Source organism: uncultured Polaribacter sp., from assembly GCF_947497695.1.
Classification (GTDB): domain Bacteria; phylum Bacteroidota; class Bacteroidia; order Flavobacteriales; family Flavobacteriaceae; genus Polaribacter.
The window spans coordinates 1-19,761 of record NZ_CANMHM010000021.1 but is presented as its reverse complement, the minus strand read 5'-3'; the positions used below and the strand labels follow the sequence as shown (position 1 = coordinate 19,761).

Here is a 19,761-nt window from a genome sequence, read left to right as displayed (position 1 = left end):
AGAAATTTATTTCTTATTTTCTGCTAAATTAACTAATATTTTGCTCAAACTCTTATTGTGTCTTTTGGAATTTGTAAAGGTTTTCTAGTGGATGCTTCTACTAAAATATAAGTTTATTCTATCTTTTTAATAGTGAGAAATGTCCGCTTTTTTGAATTGGTTTTTTTGATGTATCAATTGGTACTAAGAGTACATTAAACCAATAATCATCAGCAGGTAGTGTATTGCTATTATAAGTACCATCCCAACCACGACCATTAATAGGTGTTTTTGCAACTAACTTGCCATATCTATTAAAAATGTTAATGCTACTAAGGCTACTTGAATAAAATTCAGTATTTGCTCCTTTAATTTTCCAGGTATCATTAATTCCATCGCCATTAGGCGTTATAAATTTTTGAAATTGAATTACTGAGACTTGCAATTCTGTATTGGTAGAACAACCATTTTTATCGTTTACAGTAATCGTATAAATACCTCCTTCTAGATTTTCGAAAAAAGGTTCGTCTTGAAAACCTATTGAAGGAAATGCATCTCCTGTATCATCATTTCTAAGTGAAAATTGATAATCGCCAAAAGCTAAACTATTGTCTATATTATTTATACGAATAGAAATATTATCACTAAAGTCTATTGCATTTACATCATCATCAATTGTAATAAAACTTTCATCAAAATTTACTTGTTGTGATGGTTTTACCTCAAAATCTATAGTTCTAGTACACATGGTACCATCTTTTGTAGTTGCTGTAACTGTGTAAAACCCTGGAAGTGTAATATCAATATTATCATCAGTATTTAATGGGTTTAAATCATTACCATCAATATCTTTCCATTGATAATTATAATCATCTGAAAAATCTTCAGCAAAAATATTTATTTTTCCGTCCCTTAAACAGAGTGTTTGAGGACTTCTTATAGTAAAACTAGGTAAAGGATTTATAATGATTTGAAATGTAGCTTCACTATTTACACATAATGTTGTTTTGTTTTGAATGTAAACATAAATATTTTCTGTGGCACTGGTGTTTTGATAAGGAAATGTTAGTTGATTAACTCCTGTTAAAGCGTCTGTTGGGTCTGTATGAAAAGTTACAGTATAATTATTAGGGTTTTGATTTACACCCAAAATTTCAGGAATTTTAGTATTTAAATCAATATTCTGAATAATTCCATTTGTATCATCTCCATCTTCATTTGTATCACATTGAGTAAAATTAGAGATTGTTTCGAAACTTGGTGCAGGGTTTACAATAATGGTTAAAGTAGCTTCTTTAAAAGCACAGTTTGTTGTGTTGTTTAATAACCTAATAAATAAAACCTCTTCACTACTATTTGTTATGGGATTTATTGTAACTCTTAATGGATCAGAATCGTAGCTGTTTTTATTGATTCCTGTTGATGATAAATCGTTTAAATCTGCTTGGGTTTTATGATATGTTACTGTAAAATCATTGGCATTTCTAGTACCTAAAATAGATACATCTCTGGTGCTAATGTCTATATTTTGTGCTAGTCCGTTTGTTGAGTTTCCATCATTACCAATATCACAAACTGTAATAGGGTCAATTAAGTTACTAATTACAGGCAAAGGATTGATTATAACTTGAAAACTTACATTAGAATTTGTACAGCCAGTAATTAAGTTTAAAATACGAAGATAAATAGTTTGCGTTGCAGTATTACCAACTGTAAAACCTGTATCAACATCGTTTGTATACTGTGAAGGTGTACCAATAAAATCGGGTCTAGTTATGTTGCCAATTGCTGCTGCTGTAGCCGTTTTAAAGAAAGTTACTTGAAAATCATTGATATTTTGCCCAGTTCCTTCAAACACTTCTTCAATTTTTTGGGTTAAATCAATATTGTTATTGCTTCCGTTTGTAAAATTGCCATCAAAAAAACCGGTATCACATTGTTCAATAGGGGTTAGTACATTGCTACTAGCTATTGGTCTTTCATTTATTTGTAAGTTAAATTGCCCCAAACCTTCGCAGTTTTTATTTAAGGTACTTACAATTTTATAATAGATTGGAAATTGTATTCCATGAGGAATTACTGTAACATCATTTTTAGCAATATTGTTTCTAAAGTTACTAATATCAATTTCATTTATAGAATTATTTCTATCTGTTGCATTTTCATAAAATAAGACAGTTGTATTGGCAGGAGGATTAATACTACTTATTATGGATGTTCTATTTAGCCTGAAATTAGAAATTTTATCTGTGTCAGAATTATTAGCAGTATTATTGCCTTCTGCATCTAAAAAATCATCACAAACTGGTTGTTGAGTTTCATTAAAAGGGTTGTCTGCAGTTTCTCCAACGTTTAGTATTAATTCAGCTATTTTTTGGGTACAATTGTTAGCTGACGTTACTTTTACAAATACAGATTGTACTGTATTAGCAATAACAGGGTAAGAAGTAAAATTTGTAATTTCTATTAAACCAGCTTGATCTTCAAAGTACTTAAAAGTAACATTGGCAGTTGAAGAAATATTATTTTCTGCGGTTGTTAAATTTACTGTTGGGTTTGTATCATTTTCACTAATACAATGTTGTAATGTTGGGTTTGCTTTTAATACAGGAGCAGGGTTAACAGTAAGTCTAATAGCCTCAGATCTTATAGGGCAAGAGTTTCCTGCTCTACTTAAAGTAACTCTGTAGAAATAATTATCATAAGTTAAAGGTGTTTCAGTTATTTGCAAGTTAGCAGTATTACTACCACTGTAAATAGCATCATCAGATATTAAATTCCAACCCAATCCGTTAAATACTTCCCATTTAAAACTTTCTGCGGTAGATTCTATTGTAATTATATCCGTGTCATTTTCACAAAACGTAGTATCTTCAAATTTTGTTATGTTTATAGGTGCAGCTATAATGTAATTATTATTAGGCAATGTTGCATAGCCATTAGAGCCTGTTACTTTTCCGTTTTTATCAACAATTACAAAAGGAGTAGGGAATGTGTTTACTGTACCAGTATCTATACCAAAATAGCCAGCTTCTAAAAAATCAAAACAATCATCATTGTCAGCATCTACTTCTGTAAAATTGAAGTTAGTATCTTCATCAGTATCAGCAACTGTATAATCAATAGTTAGTATTTTAGCATCTGGTGTTGTTTCTAAAGCATCTACCAAACCATTACTACCAATATTTGCATTTGCGTTGTCTAAAATACCATCTAAATTTGCATCTGTTAGATTATGCCCAGCTTCTGTAAGATCGTAAATTCCATCATTATCAGAATCGATGTCTAAATAATTTAAAACGCCATCTGTATCATTGTCATTTGCAGTTTCAATAAGATCTGGTATTCCATCATTATCAGAATCTAAATCAAACATATCTTCAATACCATCATTGTCATTGTCTCTAGAAAAACATGTTAATTGAATATTTCCATTAAAATTAGATGTTGCAGTAATTTCTTTAGATTGATGCTTAAATTCAATTTGATTTACTTGATTTGCTACAAATTTAAAGGTAGCATTTGCTCCATTTAAATTGGTTTTGTATTTAAATTTTATTTCTGATGCAGATAAAATTGTAATACCAGCTTCAAACTCATCGTCTGAATTAGTATCTACTAGTAATTGATCATTTGGGTCTATAAGTGTAATATTTTTATTATTGGGGTTTACTGTTAAAATAAAATATTCTCCCTCAGAAATTGTATGATTTGTAGTTTGATTTTGGGTTATTACAAAATTAATATTTTGATTAAATGTTAAATTGTATGCCAGTTTAGAGTCTGGTGCTGTATTAATAGTTGATGTAAAGTTACCTGTATTGGTTCCTGAAAAATTATTATTAGTTTCAGTTTCTGTATATATACTTGTAGTTGAGTTATTGGTGCTATTATCATTAAAAATAATACTAGGACTGTTAATATTACTGATATTTAAAGTAGCATTCCCAATAGATTCATCACAGTTTAAAATACCATCATTATCAATATCATCATCTATATTATCTATAATAGTGTCTCCATCATAATCATCAGGACAAGCACTAACCACAACAGTGGCAGATGTAAATTTAGTACCAGAGCAATTAATTGTACCTACCAACTTGTATCTACCAGGTTGAATTGGACTTATTTTTGGGGTTATGTCACCTGTAGCAACTTCTCCAGATCCATCATCAAAAAACCACTCAAAAGTATCAAATAAATCTGTGTTGGCAGCTTCTAATGTTAAATCATTACCAATACAATTACCAAGTGTATTTATTGCAGCTTCAAAATTTATTTCTGGAGCAGAAGGAAATCCAGAATAAAAACCACCAGAAGTTGCACGTCCATTTTGGTTAAAATAAGAACAATATAATTCTGTAGCAACATCATTACCAGCACTATTTTTAACTAAACTTTTTACAGAAACGTTTCCAGAAAGATTTGTAATTCTGTAGGTTACATAGTCCGTTTTTCCAGTAACATTATTTGGTCCATTAATAGAAAAAGTAGGGTTGCTAGAGTTTTCTACAATTACTAAATTCCCTTCTCTTTTAGTTACTACAGTAACGCCCCCTTGAAAAGAATCGAATCCAACTCTATCTATTTCAGGTATATTGTCTACAAAACCAGTGCTTTCACAATTTAAAGGAGGTACAAAAAACAGGCTTTGGTTTGCAGCACTGCTTCCAAAACCAACACCCTGAAAAGCAAATGCAGGTTCTGAGGTTTCTACATACATATTTCCACTAGAAGAATAATTGCTTCCTTCAATAACATACCATTCACTTTTATTAATGGTTGTAATTGCTGGATTACCATTAATTTTTATTTGAGTATTATCATTATGTGCAACTATTAAAATATTTTCCCAGCCATTTGCTCCTTCCCCTTTTACAAAAATATATTCTTTCCCTACTTTAGAGGCGTCTACTAATTGATCCATTCCAAAATCTCTTGCATTTCCTGTATGAAAACTACCAGTTGCTGAGCCAGAATTAACAACAATAGGTTTGTCAGATTTAATTAGTGTACCAATCAAATCACTTGGTCTGCCACCTCTTTCTTCAGAAACAGAAACAATATAAGTTTCTCCTTCATTTAGGTTGATGTTTATAGGTAAAGTACCAGAATAATTGTTAATTAAAATGCCTGGCGTAAATTCATCAAAAGTTACATTTGTATTATTTTCTGTAGCCATTACAGAAATAAAATTTAGGTTATCAACATCAGTACTTATATTTGAGAAACCACCCATTCTAAAATTTGTACCTAAAGCAGAAACTCCTTTACTAACAATGGCTGCAGCCTGAGAACTGCTAGTGGAACGCATTCTTACAGAAACATAAATAACATCATTTGCCTCAATTATATATCCTTTATTAGAAGTTATAACAGCATTAGAGTTTGAGGCTTGATAAAGTTGAGAGCCAACACTAGAAGAGGTTGTGCTATATGTATTAGTATTAGAAACAGTACCTGTAATAATTTCATTTTCAGGTCTTCCAATAGGGATAATTTTAAAACTTACATTTTTGGTTTTGGGTGTAGATATGTAAATGAATTGGTTTTGTATGCCTTCATCACTTGTAATTGGAGGTAGGTAGTGAGTTTTACTCAATTGAGCTTGTGTATTCTTAGAATATAATAAGCAAAATAAGATGGTTAATAAAAATGATAATTTAAGTTTCATTAAAGTTGCACTTTTAAAAAAATTAGATGCTAAAAATACTGAGAAAATAGCAGTAAACTCTTAAAGTTTAAATAAATATTAACTTTTAAAGATAAATTACTAGATATAAATAGTGAAACGCTCCTTTTTTATCAAAAAAATAACGAAATTGCTACACTTAAAAAATGTTCAACTTAAAAAAAATATAAAAAATGGCTGATGATTTTGATTTATTAGAAACAAATGCTACTCAAAAAACAGAAAAAGTAGATGTAAACTGGGGGAAAGCTATAGATACAATGAAATCTAAACTTTCACAAGAAGAAGATCCAGAAAAGCGTCAGAAAATATTAAATGCTACTTTAGATGATGTGGTAGATATGGCAAAAGAAGATAGAACTTCTTTATTAGACGCTATAAAAGATTTAACAGATTATCAAGATGAAGTTGGTATCAAATTCGAAGGTTTTTCTGCTTTAAATGCAGAGGAACAAAAAGTGATAGACGATGCTCAAAAAGCATTAGAAAGAGCAAGAATAGAATTGGAAGACGCCCAAAACAAACCAGATACTTGGTGGAATAATTTGTGGGGTAGAAAATCTAAAATAAAAAGAGAGGAAGTAGAATTTGCAGCAGCAGAGAAAGTAAGAGCAGGTGCAGATAATAAAGCAAAAGCACTATTTCAACAACGTATAGAAAGTGCAGATATTCAAACTTTGTTGGGCGAACTTTCTTTTAAATCTCAAGCTGCAGTTACGCGTTTAAAAAATAGAGAAGTAGAAATTAAGGAAGTAGAAGAAAAATTAAAAACAGCAATTGTAGAGGCTTCTAAAAATCATACAAAAGCCTTAGAAAAAAAGAAGGAAGTAGAAAATCAATTAGAAGAACAATATGCTTTGTTAAAACAATCTCGACAAGAATTAGATGAAATTGCAGACAAACAATCTACAGCCTATTCAGAAGCGATTGGTAAAGTAACAACGATTGAGCAAAAAGTAGAAGAATTAGAAGGACTTAAAAATGCTTACACAACACTTGCTGCATCTAAAGATAGTTTTGTACATAAGCACAATTTAACAATTAAAGTGCTAACTTCTTTGCGTTCTAACTTACAAACTCATAGAGCAAAATTAAAATCAGATACAGAAGAAAGATTAAAATATTACGATGGTTATATTGTTGCGCTAAAAGCAAGAACAGATCAAGAATTTGCAGCAATTTTAGAGCATTTAGGTGTAAAAACTGATGAACATATTGGTGAAACCTTGGCTTCTATGCATTCTGCAAGTGCAAGAGCTCGTCAAGATATGATGGATAATATTCCTGTTCATGAAAAAGTAATGACAGGTGTTTATAGTACCTATGCAGAAGCTTTACATGAAATTAGAGAGAAGGATGTAGACATTCAAAAGAACTTTGCAGACCGTTATGGAATTGATATGAAAGAAATTTTTGAAGACTATTATAAAGCAGATGCAAATGCACCTGTTGAGAATAATGAAGAGGTGTCATCAGAAAAACCAAAAACAGACACTTCTAATGATGATTTGCTTTCTTAATTGAGTTTACAGTTTACAGTCGCAGTTTTCAGTCAGTTGAGAACTGTAAACTGTGACTGAACACTAAAGCTCTTTTCTAATGATGATTTACTTTCTTAATTGAGTTTACAGTTGCAGTTGCAGTTTTTAGTCAGTTGAAAGTTGTAAACTGAGACTGAACACTGAATACTTAAACTCTAAAATGTTAATTTTTAACAAATTAACTTATTCTTTATAAATAAAATTAATAAATATTATTTATATTTGTAAAAAACAAATATAAAATGGCAACATTCACATCTTCATTACCAGATAATTTATTAGATAAGTTATCTGCTTTGGCAAAAGAGTTACAGCTTCCTAAAAATAGGATCATAGAAAACGCGTTAGAAATTTATTTAGAGCAAGTAGAAAAGGCCAGTTATATTAATTCTTATAAGCAAGCTGCAACAGATAAAGATATTTTAATGGTTGCAGAAGAAGGCATGCAAGAGTATTTTACTGCTGTAAATAACTCAGAAGCAAACTAAATGAAGCAAGGAGAAATTTGGGAGTTGTACTTAAACCCAACCAAAGGAAGTGAGCAAAGTGGCAAAAGACCTGCTGTAATTATTAGTGGAAATATGTTAAACAAATATTTACAAGTGGTTATTGTTTGTCCTTTAACTACAAGTATAAAAAATTATAAAGGGAATCTTATTTTAAATCCGAATGAAATAAACGGATTAGATAAAACTTCCGAAGTTTTGACATTTCATGTTCAATCTGTTTCTAAAACAAGGTTAGATAAAAAAATTGGTAAAATAGCTTTAAAAGATGTAGAGCTTATTAAAAAGACTTTGAACGATATTCTTAAATTTTAAAAATGATAACAACACCTTTAGATTCTGCACTTTTAGACTCCAAAGAACAATACGTTTTTTATCATAAAATGGTCGATTTTGTTTTAAAAGAATTGATTGTAAGTGTGCAGCAAGAAAAACTATGTACCCAACAAGAGTTACAGATTTTTAAGCAATATTCAGACTTACTTTTGTATTCAATAGAAGCAATGCGTATTAAATATATGTATGATGAAGAAGACAATATGAAGGTCGATTTAACAGATTCTGGATTCCCTAATTATTTAGAATTCAGATTTTTGTACAACGATTTAGAATTAAAAAATCAACATTTAGGCAATCTAAAAGATATTAATATTTTAAAAGGAGAATTTTTAAATACGCTTTTACAGAAAAAACAACCTATTAAAAGGTTAGATTTATTTAAGGCTTCTTCTATCGTTTATTATTCATCCGTAGAAAAAAAATATATTTTTAACAGATTTGTACAAGGTAAAATATTAGAAGCTCCAAAGGATACAGTTCATCAATATGTAACAAGTTGGAGCTTTTATGATGTTAGTCATAACAGACCTTTTATTTGTTATTTATATTTTGATTATGATGGGAAAATAGAGAAAGATAAAGACAAAATTTATCAAGTACTAAAAGAAACAGCAGATAGAGAAATGGCTTTAGATACAATGGCGTATAATATTGATAGAAAATTATCAGATTTAAAGCCAAAGCATATTAAAAGAATAGATTTAGGGCCGTTTCATAATGTATTTGCAAAAGATGAAAACGAAATAACACATGCAATTTTAGGTGGAATTGCAAGAAAAGAAATTCCTTTAGAAAGTTATGCTTTATCACTTAAAATTGATGCTGTTTTTTCTGGGGATACTTTTACAGAAGGTGGTTTTTTCTCGAAACAAACCATGCAAAAATGGAGTGAAGTAATTCATCAAAAATACGTTTTAGCACCACACAGAATTATACAATTATTACATAATAGAACTCCAGAGTTTTTGCACAAGTTAGCTAAAGAACCTATTGAATTGGCGAGTTTACAGATAAAAGTTTAAATAGTTTGCAGTCTTCAGTAGGCAGTCTTCAGTTTGTGTGAGATGGGATTAATAATAAAAACAAGGTAATAATAAAAATAGAGACAGTAAAAGTATCAGAGTGGACTGCCAACTGCTGACTGAAAACTGCCAACTGAATTATGAGTTTTAAAACACTTTTAGCATATAAAAAAGGATTTGCCTTGGCAATGGAGGTTTTTAAATTAACTAAAACGTTTCCTAAAGAAGAACTGTTTAGTTTAACTTCTCAAATTGTTCGTTCAAGTCGTTCTGTGTGTTCAAATATTTCTGAAGGATATAGAAAAAGACAATACGAAAAGCATTTTAAAAGTAAAATTTCTGATGCAGATAGTGAAAATTCTGAGACTCAATTATGGTTAGATTTTGCTGTTGCTTGCCAATATATTTCAGAAGAAAAGAAATTAGATTTACAAACAAAAAGTGAAGAAGTTGGGAAACTTCTTAATTATATGATGAACAACCCTGATAAATTTAGGTAAGAAAAAAGTGAGCAGTTGGCAGTATTCAGTCAGCAGTCAAAAATAAATTAGAAAATAGATTGAAATAAAAAAATATTAATAGTTGCTGAAGTTAGAAGTTAAATGATGACTGCTAACTGCCAACTGAAAAACTGCTAACTGAAATGAACCACAACTCAACCTTTCCAATAAAACAAAACGAATTAGATATTCTAAGAGATGAAGCTTCTGGTTATTTAAAATCAGTACAATGGGAGCAAAGCAATAAAGCAAAAAGTAGAGATAAAGACGCAAAAGACAATTCCATTTTATTGTATTTGTCAAGAGCAAACTCTGGAAGCAATGTAGAAATCACCTCAGTTTCTAAAACTATTTTAGCTTTAAAAAAGCGATTATTGCCAGATTCTATAGCAATACCTGTCTATTTAAATCAGACTTTGTATGCAGTGCAAGAAGGGTTGACTTTAGGTATTTGGATTAAAGACAATTATTACGATTCTTCAGGTTTGTCATCTTTAAATGAAAGAAAATCTGCATTAGATAATTCTGGAAAAAGAGAATTTGAGAGCAAATTACAAACTGCCACTGCTTTTCAGTTATTTGCAATGTCGTATAAAATTTTACACGATTTAAAACCTCATGCTTCAGATGATTTATCTGTGATGAAACAGAAGTTTGCAGGTATTCCAGAAGTTTCGTTTTTATCGCCTTTAAAAGGAATTGCCTGTTCTTTGTTTTATTATGATAAATATTTAGGACATCCAGATATTGTAAAACAAGACAAAGATGTGATTGATTTTACAGTAGTTTTTTATGAAGCTTTAATTGATGAAATTCAGCTTCGAAAAAGCAGTTTAGAATACACAGAAACTATAGAAGACAGAACTTATAAGTTAGAAAAATCTGATTTTGCAATTGCTGGCTGGAGCAATGTTTTCTCTGGAACCGCAAAAAGTGTTGAGTTTAATAAAATTAAGTTCGAGCAAATTGTAGGGAATAAAGATGCGAAACATTTTGCACGTAGATTAACAGAAAGAATGCTAAGTTACGATTTTGAGGCAAAGAAAAATCCGTTTCAAGAATTGGGTGGATTTATGCCTGTTTTTATGGGTTATGGAATTCCAGGAACAGGAAAATCGATGTTAATTGCAGCCATTGCAACTCGTTTAAAAGAGCATTCAGATAATTTGGAGATTCCGTTTTTGTTTCATCCAATGCCAGATACTTTAATTAGTACTTTTCAAGGTGGTTCTGCAGAAAAAATGGTAGCATGGATGAAGCCAATGCAAGACCCAACAAAATTAATTTTTGCTCCAATTGACGATGCAGAAAATAACTTGCAAGAAAGAACTGCACAAGGTGTTTCTGCAGGAGTTAAAGAAGTTATTGGCGTTTTCTTGCGTTATACAGAAGGTGCTTATGCTGTAAATTATGGAAATTCGTCCATCGGATTATTTACAAATTTACCAGAAATGTTAGACAAAGCTGTCATTTCTCGTGTTCAAGGACGATTTAAAATTGATGGAGCAAGAACTGAACATGATTTTTTAGACCAAGATTATATTTGGTGGAAAAAGTTTGAAAAAACAATGCCCAATTTTGTGAATATGCAAGATCCATCAAACTACAAGTTTTTAAAAGACCAAGGATTGACTAAAAATATGGGAGATGTTTTAGGTGCTGTAGAAAAACCATCCGAAGAAAGAGTTTTAGAAGCGTATGATAGAGCAGAAAGGAATCATAAACCCAATGAACACTTATTTTTCGCAAACTTATACAAAGAAATTCAGCAAATATTTCCATTCTTTTCATCAAGAGATGTTAGAAACATACAATCTGCAATTTCATTACGTTTAACAGATTTCGATTTAGAACCAAATTGGTTTGAGAACCCAGAAACGTATTTTAAAAAAGATTATCAAACAAAGTTTGAAATGTTACAAGAGTTGATGAAAGCAAACATGAAAGGTTTGAATTTTTCTGAAGTAAGACGACAAGAAGTAGTACGTTATTTAGATAATGTTGCCACAATTGCAGATACAGATTTTAAAAGAAAGGTAGATGCAAGAGTAAATCAATTAAATATCGATTTTGAAGCAAGAAAAAACTTTGAAAATGGAAATTAAGAGCAAAGTAAACAACGTAACATCAAAAGTGATTTCTAATTTTTGGGCAAAATTAACACAAGTTAGTTTCGATTTTACCTTTAAAAACGGAAAAACTGAGCGTTTAACCCACGAAGTTTATGGTAAAAATGATGGAGTTGCAGTTTTGTTGTACAATCCATCAACCAAAAATGTAATTTTATCCAAGCAATTTCGAATTCCAATGTATGTTGCAGGTGTAAAAAATGGGTTTTCTATTGAAGTTTGTGGAGGTGCAATTGATGCAAATGAATCCCCAGAAACAACAGTAATTAGAGAAACCAAAGAAGAAGTTGGTTACACGATTAAGGAACTAAAAAAAGTAAGTACCATTTTTTTATCACCAGGTTTAATGAATGAGCAAGTCCATTTATATATCGCAGAATATAAAGACGAATATAAAATTGCAAAAGGTGGAGGTTTAGCATCAGAAAGTGAAGAAATAACTGTTTTAGAAACTCCGTTTAAAGACGCTTTAAAAATGATTGAAACTGCTGAAATTATAGATGCAAGAACGATATTGTTGTTGCAGTATGTACAAATTCATCAATTGATTAAATAAAAGTTTGTCATTCCTGCGAAAGCAGGAATCCAGAAAATAGATAATTTAGATTCCTGTCTTCGCAGGAATGACAGAAAAGAATATGCAAAAACTAATAAAAGCCAATTTATACAGAAGCGAATCAATTTCTATTAGTGGAAAATTGGTAGAGCGTTATAATAAATGTTTAGTAAAACTTGGTTTTACAAGAACCAAATTAACATCATTTTCTATTGATGGAGTTGGTTGGAGTCCAGAAATTGCACAAGAAAAAGGAGTCTCTTTTTATTTAAATAACGGAGAAGCAAACACACATGCCATTATTATTACGCCAAAACAAAAAGGATTACCAGTGTATAATCCTTTTAATTCTTTTGATGCAGCATTGATGAAAATTGTGTTTAAAAAACACGAACAAACTATTAATGATATTACAAGAGATTCTGCTATTTGTCTTGAATTTGATCAAAAAATAGACGCTTTTTATGAGCCTTTAGATGTTTTAAGATATAAAGATATTAGTATTAAATTTTATTTAATTGATAATTTACAAAAAGCGAAAGAAGAACAGTTAAAATTAGTCGAATTATTCAATAACGATTATAATTTTATAGATGAAAATATACATAAAAAATTATTAATTTCTGCCAAAAAATATGGCGATTTAAGAGAAAGAAATTTAAATATAGAAGATGTTACTTTTACAACAGACTCCTTTTATACAAAAGCTTTTGGCGGAATTTATTTTTTAAGAGATTTAGTAATTCCTGTTTTAATTTTTGAAGATGAAGCCACTTATAAAGAAGCTACAAAAGATACTACTCATGATGTTTTAATGTATCATATTTCTCATCCAGAAATGATTGAAAAACTCATAAGTTACAATGTTTTAGAATTAGATTTAGAAGAGGAAGCCACTAAAAAAAGGCACAAGAGAATTCAGCAATTTATGTTTTCAAGCTATTTAAAGCAAACAACTCATCCTGTAAAAGATATTTTACAAGAGCGTATTTTATTTAAAAGTTATTTGAATAAAATTGATATTGCATCAAGAAAAAAAGTGATGGGTTTAGAGCGTTTTTTAGAAAAACAAAAGATGTCTAAAAATACAAATCCTAAAGATATTATTGATCAAGAAATGTATATTGCTTTGCACAAACCACATTCATCTTTAAAACCAAATTATCAAGATTTAATATGGAATTTACTCGTAAATATTTCGCCAAAAGATGTACTCTTTTTGTATTGGTATGATAAAGAGCAGTTTTATAAACAGTTTAAAACTTTAGAAGATTCAACGCAAGATTGGATTATCGAAACAATTTGTAATAGTTTTTAGAAAAAAATAGACTAATTTTATAATCTTTGTCATTCCTGCGAAAGCAGTAATCTACAATAAAATTTTATATGTTTACATTCTGAGTAATAACAGTAAATAAGTAATAAAGTAGAATAAATTATTTGTGAGAATTTATAGATATTTACTCTCAAATTCAAATTAAAAAAAATGACCATAGAAATTATTTTATTTATTGCAGCAATTTTATTTGGAGTTGTTATGTATTGGCGAGAATCAAGAGGAAATAAAATATACTTATTCTTTAATAAACTTATGAATTCTGAAGAATTACAGATGAAAGATACAGACACAAAAGGCTTTGTATATCAACAGAACTTAATTTTAAGATTGGTGTATATTGCTGTTTTTTTTCTGATATTAATTTTAATTCTTCAATTTATAATTCCGATAAATTATACAGCAATTTCATTATTTATATCGATGATTTTCGGAACTTTGATAGGCACTTATATTGCAGGAGCTATTTTTAAATCATCAGAAATTATAGAAGAACAAGCAGATGCTATTGAAGATACTTTTAATGATGTTATAGAAAAGGGAAAAGATATTTTGGAAGATTTTCAAGCCAAAGAAACAGTAATAGAAAAAGAAGCACCAAAAGTTACGGAAAAAAGTGCAAGAGATCGTTTAAAAGACAAAGGATTGTTATAGAAATTCGTTATTAAAAGTAGTTTTTTACAACAGTAATCTGTAAATTAGAATTATACAAAAATAGATTGGTGTGTTTTTATTTGAAAAGTCACGCAATAACAACATAAAATTATGATTAAAAATTATTGGAGTAAAGGAGCAAAGCAAAAGAAAATAGTTATTTTATTTAGTATAATTCTATTGGCTCTATTATTCTTTTTTAGAGACGATTATCAGCCAGTATTAATATTTTTCAGAAAATATATTTTCATCTTTTTAGCATCATTTATAATTTTATTTTTAAGTCTAAGAAGTTTTAGAAAATCTGCAGGTGTAGGCAAAAGAATCGGAATTTTATTTTTTTTATCGGTGTTTTTCGGAATCTTATATTATGTAGGTTGGAATTTAAAATTCTACGATTACATGAAAACCTACAATGTTTTTAATGATTTAAATAAAATTGAAATCAACGAATTACCATTAACACAAAATGAAAGAATTCAGCCTTTAAGAAACATTTTTTCTATGGCAAATGAATCTGTTGGCGAAACTAAAGACGTTTCTTTACCACATTTGGTAAGAGTTGATGGTCATAATCAATGGACAATGGCAATTCAGCCAACAGAAAAATATTATTGGCAAGGGTTAAAAGACAATACAGAAGAGGTTTTTTCTGTGTCAAGTACAACACCTTTTCCACGTTTTTCATCAGAAAACAGAATACCTGTTACGTTTTCAATTGGCGAATCTTTAAAGTTTAGTAGAAATACCTACAATGCAGTTGTACAACGTTTAAACCCTTGGATGCTTTTTAATTACGAGCCAAGTGATACTTATTACATGAAAAACGACAAAGGTGCTTGGGTACAAGTTGTCAGTTTGATAAAATGGAAAGGCTTCTTTTTTCCATATCCAACTTTTGGTGGCGTAATGGTTGTTGATAATGGAGAGCATGATATTAAAGATTATTTAGAAAGAATTACCATTGGTAAAGGAACTTATATTTCGCCTACAGAAATGAAAAAATTTGCCTATTTAACGCACCAAAATACATTATCAGAAAAAGTATCTCGTTTACAAGCAGAAAGTTTAAAGTTTTTAGCAGGTTTTTCAGATCCTTTACCTTGGAATATGGAAAGTGCCGTTAAAATACCTGAAGCCCCAAAAGATCAAAATGCACAACCTTATGTAACCGATTTCGATTTTTCTGATACGAAAACAAAAGCTTTTACAGGTTTGTATCACTGGTTTGGTTTAGAGCCAGTAGGTAAAGAAAGAACCAGTTTAAGTTTTAGTGTATTTATTCCTGCAGATGGTACAAATGAGTTGTATTATTATGACCATGCATCAAAAAAACAAGGATATGCAGGTATTTCTGCCATGCCTTTAAAGGTAAAAGAATCTAAAAAAGAGTATGATTGGAACTCAAATACTCCAGTTGAATTTAGACCCTATATTAAAAATATTGCAGGTAGAAAACGTATGTTTTTCCTGGGCACAGTTTCTACTATCAATCAAGATAATCCAGAACAGTTTGATGGTTCTGCAACACCAGATTTGGCTTTGGTAGATAGTGAATATAGAGATGTAGTTTGGATAAATGCAAAAAAACCAAGTACTTGGAATGAGGAAATTTACGATCAATTAAACGAAGCTTGGAGAACCAGTGAAGGCACAAATCTTTATTTTGAAAAAGAGTTGACTGTTATTGAAAAAAACCAAGCAATTTTAGATTCAATTCAAATAATTACCAAACAACAAAAAAGTATTCAAGAAATTCAACGTTTACAAAAACAAATAGATTCAATAAGAATTAGTCAGTAGTTTTTTTTGAAGCTATTTCCTGCTTTTCACTATATCTTTTTTGTGAAAAACAAAAAAGGATGCCGTTTCAATCAGGGCTATAATTTTTTGATAACTTACAGTAAGTTAGAAAATTATTTTATTCTTTATAAATTTATTCTCAAAAAATTAAACCTTTTATAGCTTCATAAAATCAAAATTTAAACGAATGAAAATTTTATTAAATATTACAACAATATTTTTTTTTACTATTTCTATGAACTCACAAAACAACCTACCTTATTACCAAATTCCAGAAATGGAAGAAAATTATACAGCACAAAATACAGTTGCAAGAATGATTGATGGATTAGGATTTAGATATTTTTGGGCAACAGAAGGTTTAAGAGCATTAGATTTAGCTTATCAACCTAAAGGAAAAGGTAGAGATTGCCAAAAAACAATACATCATATTTACGATTTATCAACAAAAATGTTAAGCTTAACAAAAACAGAGTTTAAGCAAGAAATAGAAAAAGATAAAATGTTGTTTGCAGAAATAAGAAAACAAACACTTTTAAATTTAGAAGCACTAAGTAATATTATAAAAACAAGCAAAGATTTATCTGAATTTACAATAAGGAAAGATGGTGAGATTAGCATCCCTTTTTTTTATATAATCAATGGGCCAATTGCAGATGCAATTTGGCATACAGGACAAATAGCAAGTTTTAGGCGTTCTTCTGGCAATCCTATAAATTCTAAAGTAAATCATTTTTCAGGTACTGTTAGCAACTAGTAAATTATGACAATTCAACAAAAAATACAATCTTTAAAAGAGGAGTTAAATAACCATAATTACAATTATTATGTGTTAGATAATGCAACAATTTCAGATGTTGATTTTGACATCAAACTAAAAGAATTAGAAAAGTTAGAAAAACAAAACCCTGAGTTTTCAGACCCAAACTCTCCAACTCAAAGAGTAGGAGGAGCAATTACCAAAAACTTTAAAACAGTTACGCATAAAAATAGAATGTATTCTTTAGATAATTCTTATTCTAAAGATGATTTATTAGATTGGGAAAAAAGAATTCAAAAAGGACTTGGTACAACAGAAACTCAATATACATGTGAATTAAAGTTTGATGGAGCTTCTATCAATTTAACTTATGAAAACGGGCAATTTATAAAAGCAGTAACACGTGGAGATGGTTTTCAAGGAGATGATGTTTCCACAAATATCAGAACAATAAAGTCAATTCCATTAATACCAAATGGAGATTTTGTATCTAACTTTGAAATGCGTGGAGAAATTATTTTGCCAATTGATGGTTTTAATAAAATGAATGAAGAGCGTTTAGAAAACGGAGAAGAAGAATACAGAAACCCAAGAAATACTGCAAGTGGAAGTTTAAAATTACAAGATAGTACAGAAGTTGCAAAAAGACCTTTAGATTGTTTGCTGTATCAAGTAGTAACATCAGAAAGAAAATATAAAACACATTTTGAAAGCCTAGAAAACGCAAGAAAAGTTGGTTTTAAAGTTCCAGAAACTATAAAATTAGCAAAATCAATAGATCAAGTTTTTGAGTTTGTAAATTATTGGGATGTAGAGCGTCATAATTTACCTTATGAAACAGATGGAATTGTAATAAAAGTAAATAATTTACAACAACAAGAAGAGTTAGGCTATACAGCAAAAGCTCCTCGTTGGGCAATTGCATACAAGTTTAAAGCAGAGCAAGTTGCTACTATTTTAAATGAAATTACATATCAAGTTGGTAGAACAGGGGCAATTACACCAGTTGCAAATTTAGCACCTGTGCAATTAGCTGGCACAACTGTAAAAAGAGCTTCGTTACACAATGCAGACCAAATTGAAAAGTTAGATATTAGGGTAAATGATACTGTTTTTGTAGAAAAAGGTGGAGAAATTATACCTAAAATTATTGCGGTAGATTTAACAAAACGTCCAGAAAGTTCAAAACCAACAATTTATGCTACCAATTGCCCAGAATGCAATACAAAATTAGTTAGAACAGAAGGAGATGCAAAGCATTATTGTCCAAATGAGTTTGGATGTGCACCACAAATTACAGGTCGTATTCAGCATTTTATCTCTAGAAAAGCAATGGATATTGATGGTTTAGGAGGAGAAACTGTAGATTTATTAAGAAAAGAAGGTCTAATTCAAAATTATGCAGATTTATACGATTTAACTGTAAAGCAAGTAATACCTTTAGAACGAATGGCAGAAAAATCTGCTCAAAATATGATTTCAGGAATCGAAAAATCAAAAGAAATTCCGTTCGAAAAAGTCTTATTTGCACTTGGTATTCGCTTTGTTGGTGAAACAGTCGCTAAAAAACTAGCAAAACATTTCAAATCAATTGATAATATAATGACTGCAACTTTTGAAGAATTGATAAACGCAGATGAAATTGGCGATAGAATTGCACAAAGTATTCTCGATTTTTCATCAGATGCAACAAACATTCAGTTAATAAACAGATTAAAAGAATATGGACTTCAATTAGAAGTATCTCCAGACAGTCTAAAAAATCAAACAAATATATTACAAGGACAAGTATTTGTAGTTTCTGGTGTGTTTCATCAAATGAGTAGAAACGAACTTAAGAAAGCAATAGAAGACAATGGAGGTAAAGTAAGTTCTTCAATCTCAAAAAAAACAAACTTTATCGTTGCAGGTGATAATATGGGGCCCTCAAAACTAATAAAAGCAGAAGATTTAGGGATAACAATTATCACAGAACAAGATTTTATCGATAAAATCAATTAAAAATAACTTTGGTATTTAATTTGTAACTCAAATTTTGTAATTTATAATATTCCATTTTTTTGAAAAAAATCTTATACATATATATATATATAGTCTTTATTTCTGTAACCGCTTTTTCCCAAAAAAAAGAGTCAGATTCGCTACCTATTAACATAGATGACTATGTTTTTGTAAAACCAGGAGATACATTAACAATAAATCTCAACGAATTTTCACTTTTACCAAAACATAAATTCAATTCTAAAGATGATATTCGTTACTACTTATGGTTTCGAAGAAAAGTATTCAAAGCCTATCCTTATGCACAGCTTGCATCACAAAGATTAGATTCTTTAAATATAGTTTTACAGAAAATTAAAACTAAAAGAAAGCGTAGAAAACATGTAAAGCTGGTTCAAAAATACGTAGAAGGTGAATTTTCAGATCAAATTAAAAAAATGACCAGAACAGAAGGACGCATTTTAATAAAACTCATTCATCGCCAAACAGGGCAGACAGCATTTCAAAATATCAAAGTTTTAAGAAGCGGTTGGAAAGCCTTTTGGTACAATACAACAGCAAATCTTTTCAATCTTTCATTAAAAACAGAATACCATCCAGAATCAAATAACGAAGATTTTTTAATAGAAGATGTTTTGCAACGTGCTTTTCAAGACGATAAATTAAAGTATCAAGACTCAAAACTAACGTTCGATTTTTTGAAAATTATTACAGAAAGAAAATCAAAAATAAATGTAGAAGAGTATAAGTTGATGTTTTCAAAGATGAGAAAAAAGAAAAAGCCTAAAAAAAAGGATTAATTTTTTTTGTGTGTTCCAACGCCAAAAAAGGCGTTGTCAGGCTATCCACTGTATCTTTTTTCCATTTTTTCTGCTATTGCATCAAAAACAAAAAAAAGGATGCCGTTTCTATCCCTAACCCGAGCGTATTTATCAGTTAA

General features: G+C 29.8%; 14 protein-coding genes. 13 read left to right on the top strand and 1 reads right to left on the bottom strand.

Going from position 1 to position 19,761, the window contains the following annotated elements; genetic code table 11:
• Window positions 1-118: 118 nt before the first annotated feature.
• Window positions 119-5,656, bottom strand: a complete 5,538-nt coding sequence (locus Q0731_RS12790) for a T9SS type B sorting domain-containing protein (RefSeq protein WP_299064706.1) — start codon at window positions 5,654-5,656, stop codon at window positions 119-121.
• 191 nt (window positions 5,657-5,847) lie between these two features.
• Between Q0731_RS12790 and Q0731_RS12785 the strand changes: the two genes are divergently transcribed.
• The 13 genes from Q0731_RS12785 (at window position 5,848) to Q0731_RS12725 (ending at window position 19,621) form a co-directional block, all read left to right on the top strand.
• Window positions 5,848-7,194, top strand: a complete 1,347-nt coding sequence (locus Q0731_RS12785; RefSeq protein WP_299064705.1) for a microtubule-binding protein — start codon at window positions 5,848-5,850, stop codon at window positions 7,192-7,194.
• A gap of 263 nt (window positions 7,195-7,457) precedes the next feature.
• Window positions 7,458-7,703: a ribbon-helix-helix domain-containing protein gene (locus Q0731_RS12780; RefSeq protein WP_299064704.1), complete on the top strand. Its 246-nt coding sequence runs from the start codon at window positions 7,458-7,460 to the stop codon at window positions 7,701-7,703.
• Entirely contained in the window at window positions 7,704-8,036 is a 333-nt protein-coding gene (locus Q0731_RS12775) for a type II toxin-antitoxin system PemK/MazF family toxin (RefSeq protein WP_299064703.1), read from the top strand.
• A 2-nt stretch (window positions 8,037-8,038) separates the two neighbouring features.
• The gene (locus tag Q0731_RS12770) at window positions 8,039-9,082 is read left to right on the top strand and encodes a hypothetical protein (RefSeq protein ID WP_299064702.1); all 1,044 of its coding nucleotides are present in this window, start codon (window positions 8,039-8,041) and stop codon (window positions 9,080-9,082) included.
• A 140-nt stretch (window positions 9,083-9,222) separates the two neighbouring features.
• Window positions 9,223-9,582, top strand: a complete 360-nt coding sequence (locus tag Q0731_RS12765) for a four helix bundle protein (RefSeq protein WP_299064701.1) — start codon at window positions 9,223-9,225, stop codon at window positions 9,580-9,582.
• Between the two features lie 143 nt (window positions 9,583-9,725).
• A complete protein-coding gene (locus Q0731_RS12760; protein WP_299064700.1) occupies window positions 9,726-11,687 on the top strand; it encodes an AAA family ATPase in 1,962 nt (653 codons plus the stop codon).
• On the top strand, window positions 11,677-12,267 hold the full coding sequence (locus Q0731_RS12755; protein ID WP_299064699.1) for an NUDIX domain-containing protein: 591 nt from the start codon (window positions 11,677-11,679) through the stop codon (window positions 12,265-12,267). The genes Q0731_RS12760 and Q0731_RS12755 overlap by 11 nt, the downstream gene beginning before the upstream one ends.
• A gap of 67 nt (window positions 12,268-12,334) precedes the next feature.
• A complete protein-coding gene (locus Q0731_RS12750) occupies window positions 12,335-13,585 on the top strand; it encodes a DUF6638 family protein (RefSeq protein ID WP_299064698.1) in 1,251 nt (416 codons plus the stop codon).
• Window positions 13,586-13,753: 168 nt separating this feature from the next.
• The gene (locus Q0731_RS12745; RefSeq protein WP_299064697.1) at window positions 13,754-14,257 is read left to right on the top strand and encodes a hypothetical protein; all 504 of its coding nucleotides are present in this window, start codon (window positions 13,754-13,756) and stop codon (window positions 14,255-14,257) included.
• 111 nt (window positions 14,258-14,368) lie between these two features.
• Window positions 14,369-16,060 carry a hypothetical protein gene (locus Q0731_RS12740; protein ID WP_299064696.1) on the top strand — a complete coding sequence of 564 codons (1,692 nt, stop codon included), beginning with the start codon at window positions 14,369-14,371 and terminating at the stop codon, window positions 16,058-16,060.
• 187 nt (window positions 16,061-16,247) lie between these two features.
• Entirely contained in the window at window positions 16,248-16,817 is a 570-nt protein-coding gene (locus Q0731_RS12735) for a hypothetical protein (RefSeq protein ID WP_299064695.1), read from the top strand.
• Between the two features lie 6 nt (window positions 16,818-16,823).
• Window positions 16,824-18,821: an NAD-dependent DNA ligase LigA gene (gene ligA / locus Q0731_RS12730; protein WP_299064693.1), complete on the top strand. Its 1,998-nt coding sequence runs from the start codon at window positions 16,824-16,826 to the stop codon at window positions 18,819-18,821.
• A gap of 59 nt (window positions 18,822-18,880) precedes the next feature.
• The gene (locus tag Q0731_RS12725) at window positions 18,881-19,621 is read left to right on the top strand and encodes a DUF4294 domain-containing protein (RefSeq protein ID WP_299064692.1); all 741 of its coding nucleotides are present in this window, start codon (window positions 18,881-18,883) and stop codon (window positions 19,619-19,621) included.
• The last annotated feature ends 140 nt before the right edge of the window (window positions 19,622-19,761 follow it).

Coding starts and splice junctions, on each gene's coding strand:
- Q0731_RS12790 (WP_299064706.1), bottom strand. CDS start 5,656: ATGAAACTTAAATTATCATTTTTATTAACCATCTTATTTTGCTTATTA.
- Q0731_RS12785 (WP_299064705.1), top strand. CDS start 5,848: ATGGCTGATGATTTTGATTTATTAGAAACAAATGCTACTCAAAAAACA.
- Q0731_RS12780 (WP_299064704.1), top strand. CDS start 7,458: ATGGCAACATTCACATCTTCATTACCAGATAATTTATTAGATAAGTTA.
- Q0731_RS12775 (WP_299064703.1), top strand. CDS start 7,704: ATGAAGCAAGGAGAAATTTGGGAGTTGTACTTAAACCCAACCAAAGGA.
- Q0731_RS12770 (WP_299064702.1), top strand. CDS start 8,039: ATGATAACAACACCTTTAGATTCTGCACTTTTAGACTCCAAAGAACAA.
- Q0731_RS12765 (WP_299064701.1), top strand. CDS start 9,223: ATGAGTTTTAAAACACTTTTAGCATATAAAAAAGGATTTGCCTTGGCA.
- Q0731_RS12760 (WP_299064700.1), top strand. CDS start 9,726: ATGAACCACAACTCAACCTTTCCAATAAAACAAAACGAATTAGATATT.
- Q0731_RS12755 (WP_299064699.1), top strand. CDS start 11,677: ATGGAAATTAAGAGCAAAGTAAACAACGTAACATCAAAAGTGATTTCT.
- Q0731_RS12750 (WP_299064698.1), top strand. CDS start 12,335: ATGACAGAAAAGAATATGCAAAAACTAATAAAAGCCAATTTATACAGA.
- Q0731_RS12745 (WP_299064697.1), top strand. CDS start 13,754: ATGACCATAGAAATTATTTTATTTATTGCAGCAATTTTATTTGGAGTT.
- Q0731_RS12740 (WP_299064696.1), top strand. CDS start 14,369: ATGATTAAAAATTATTGGAGTAAAGGAGCAAAGCAAAAGAAAATAGTT.
- Q0731_RS12735 (WP_299064695.1), top strand. CDS start 16,248: ATGAAAATTTTATTAAATATTACAACAATATTTTTTTTTACTATTTCT.
- ligA (WP_299064693.1), top strand. CDS start 16,824: ATGACAATTCAACAAAAAATACAATCTTTAAAAGAGGAGTTAAATAAC.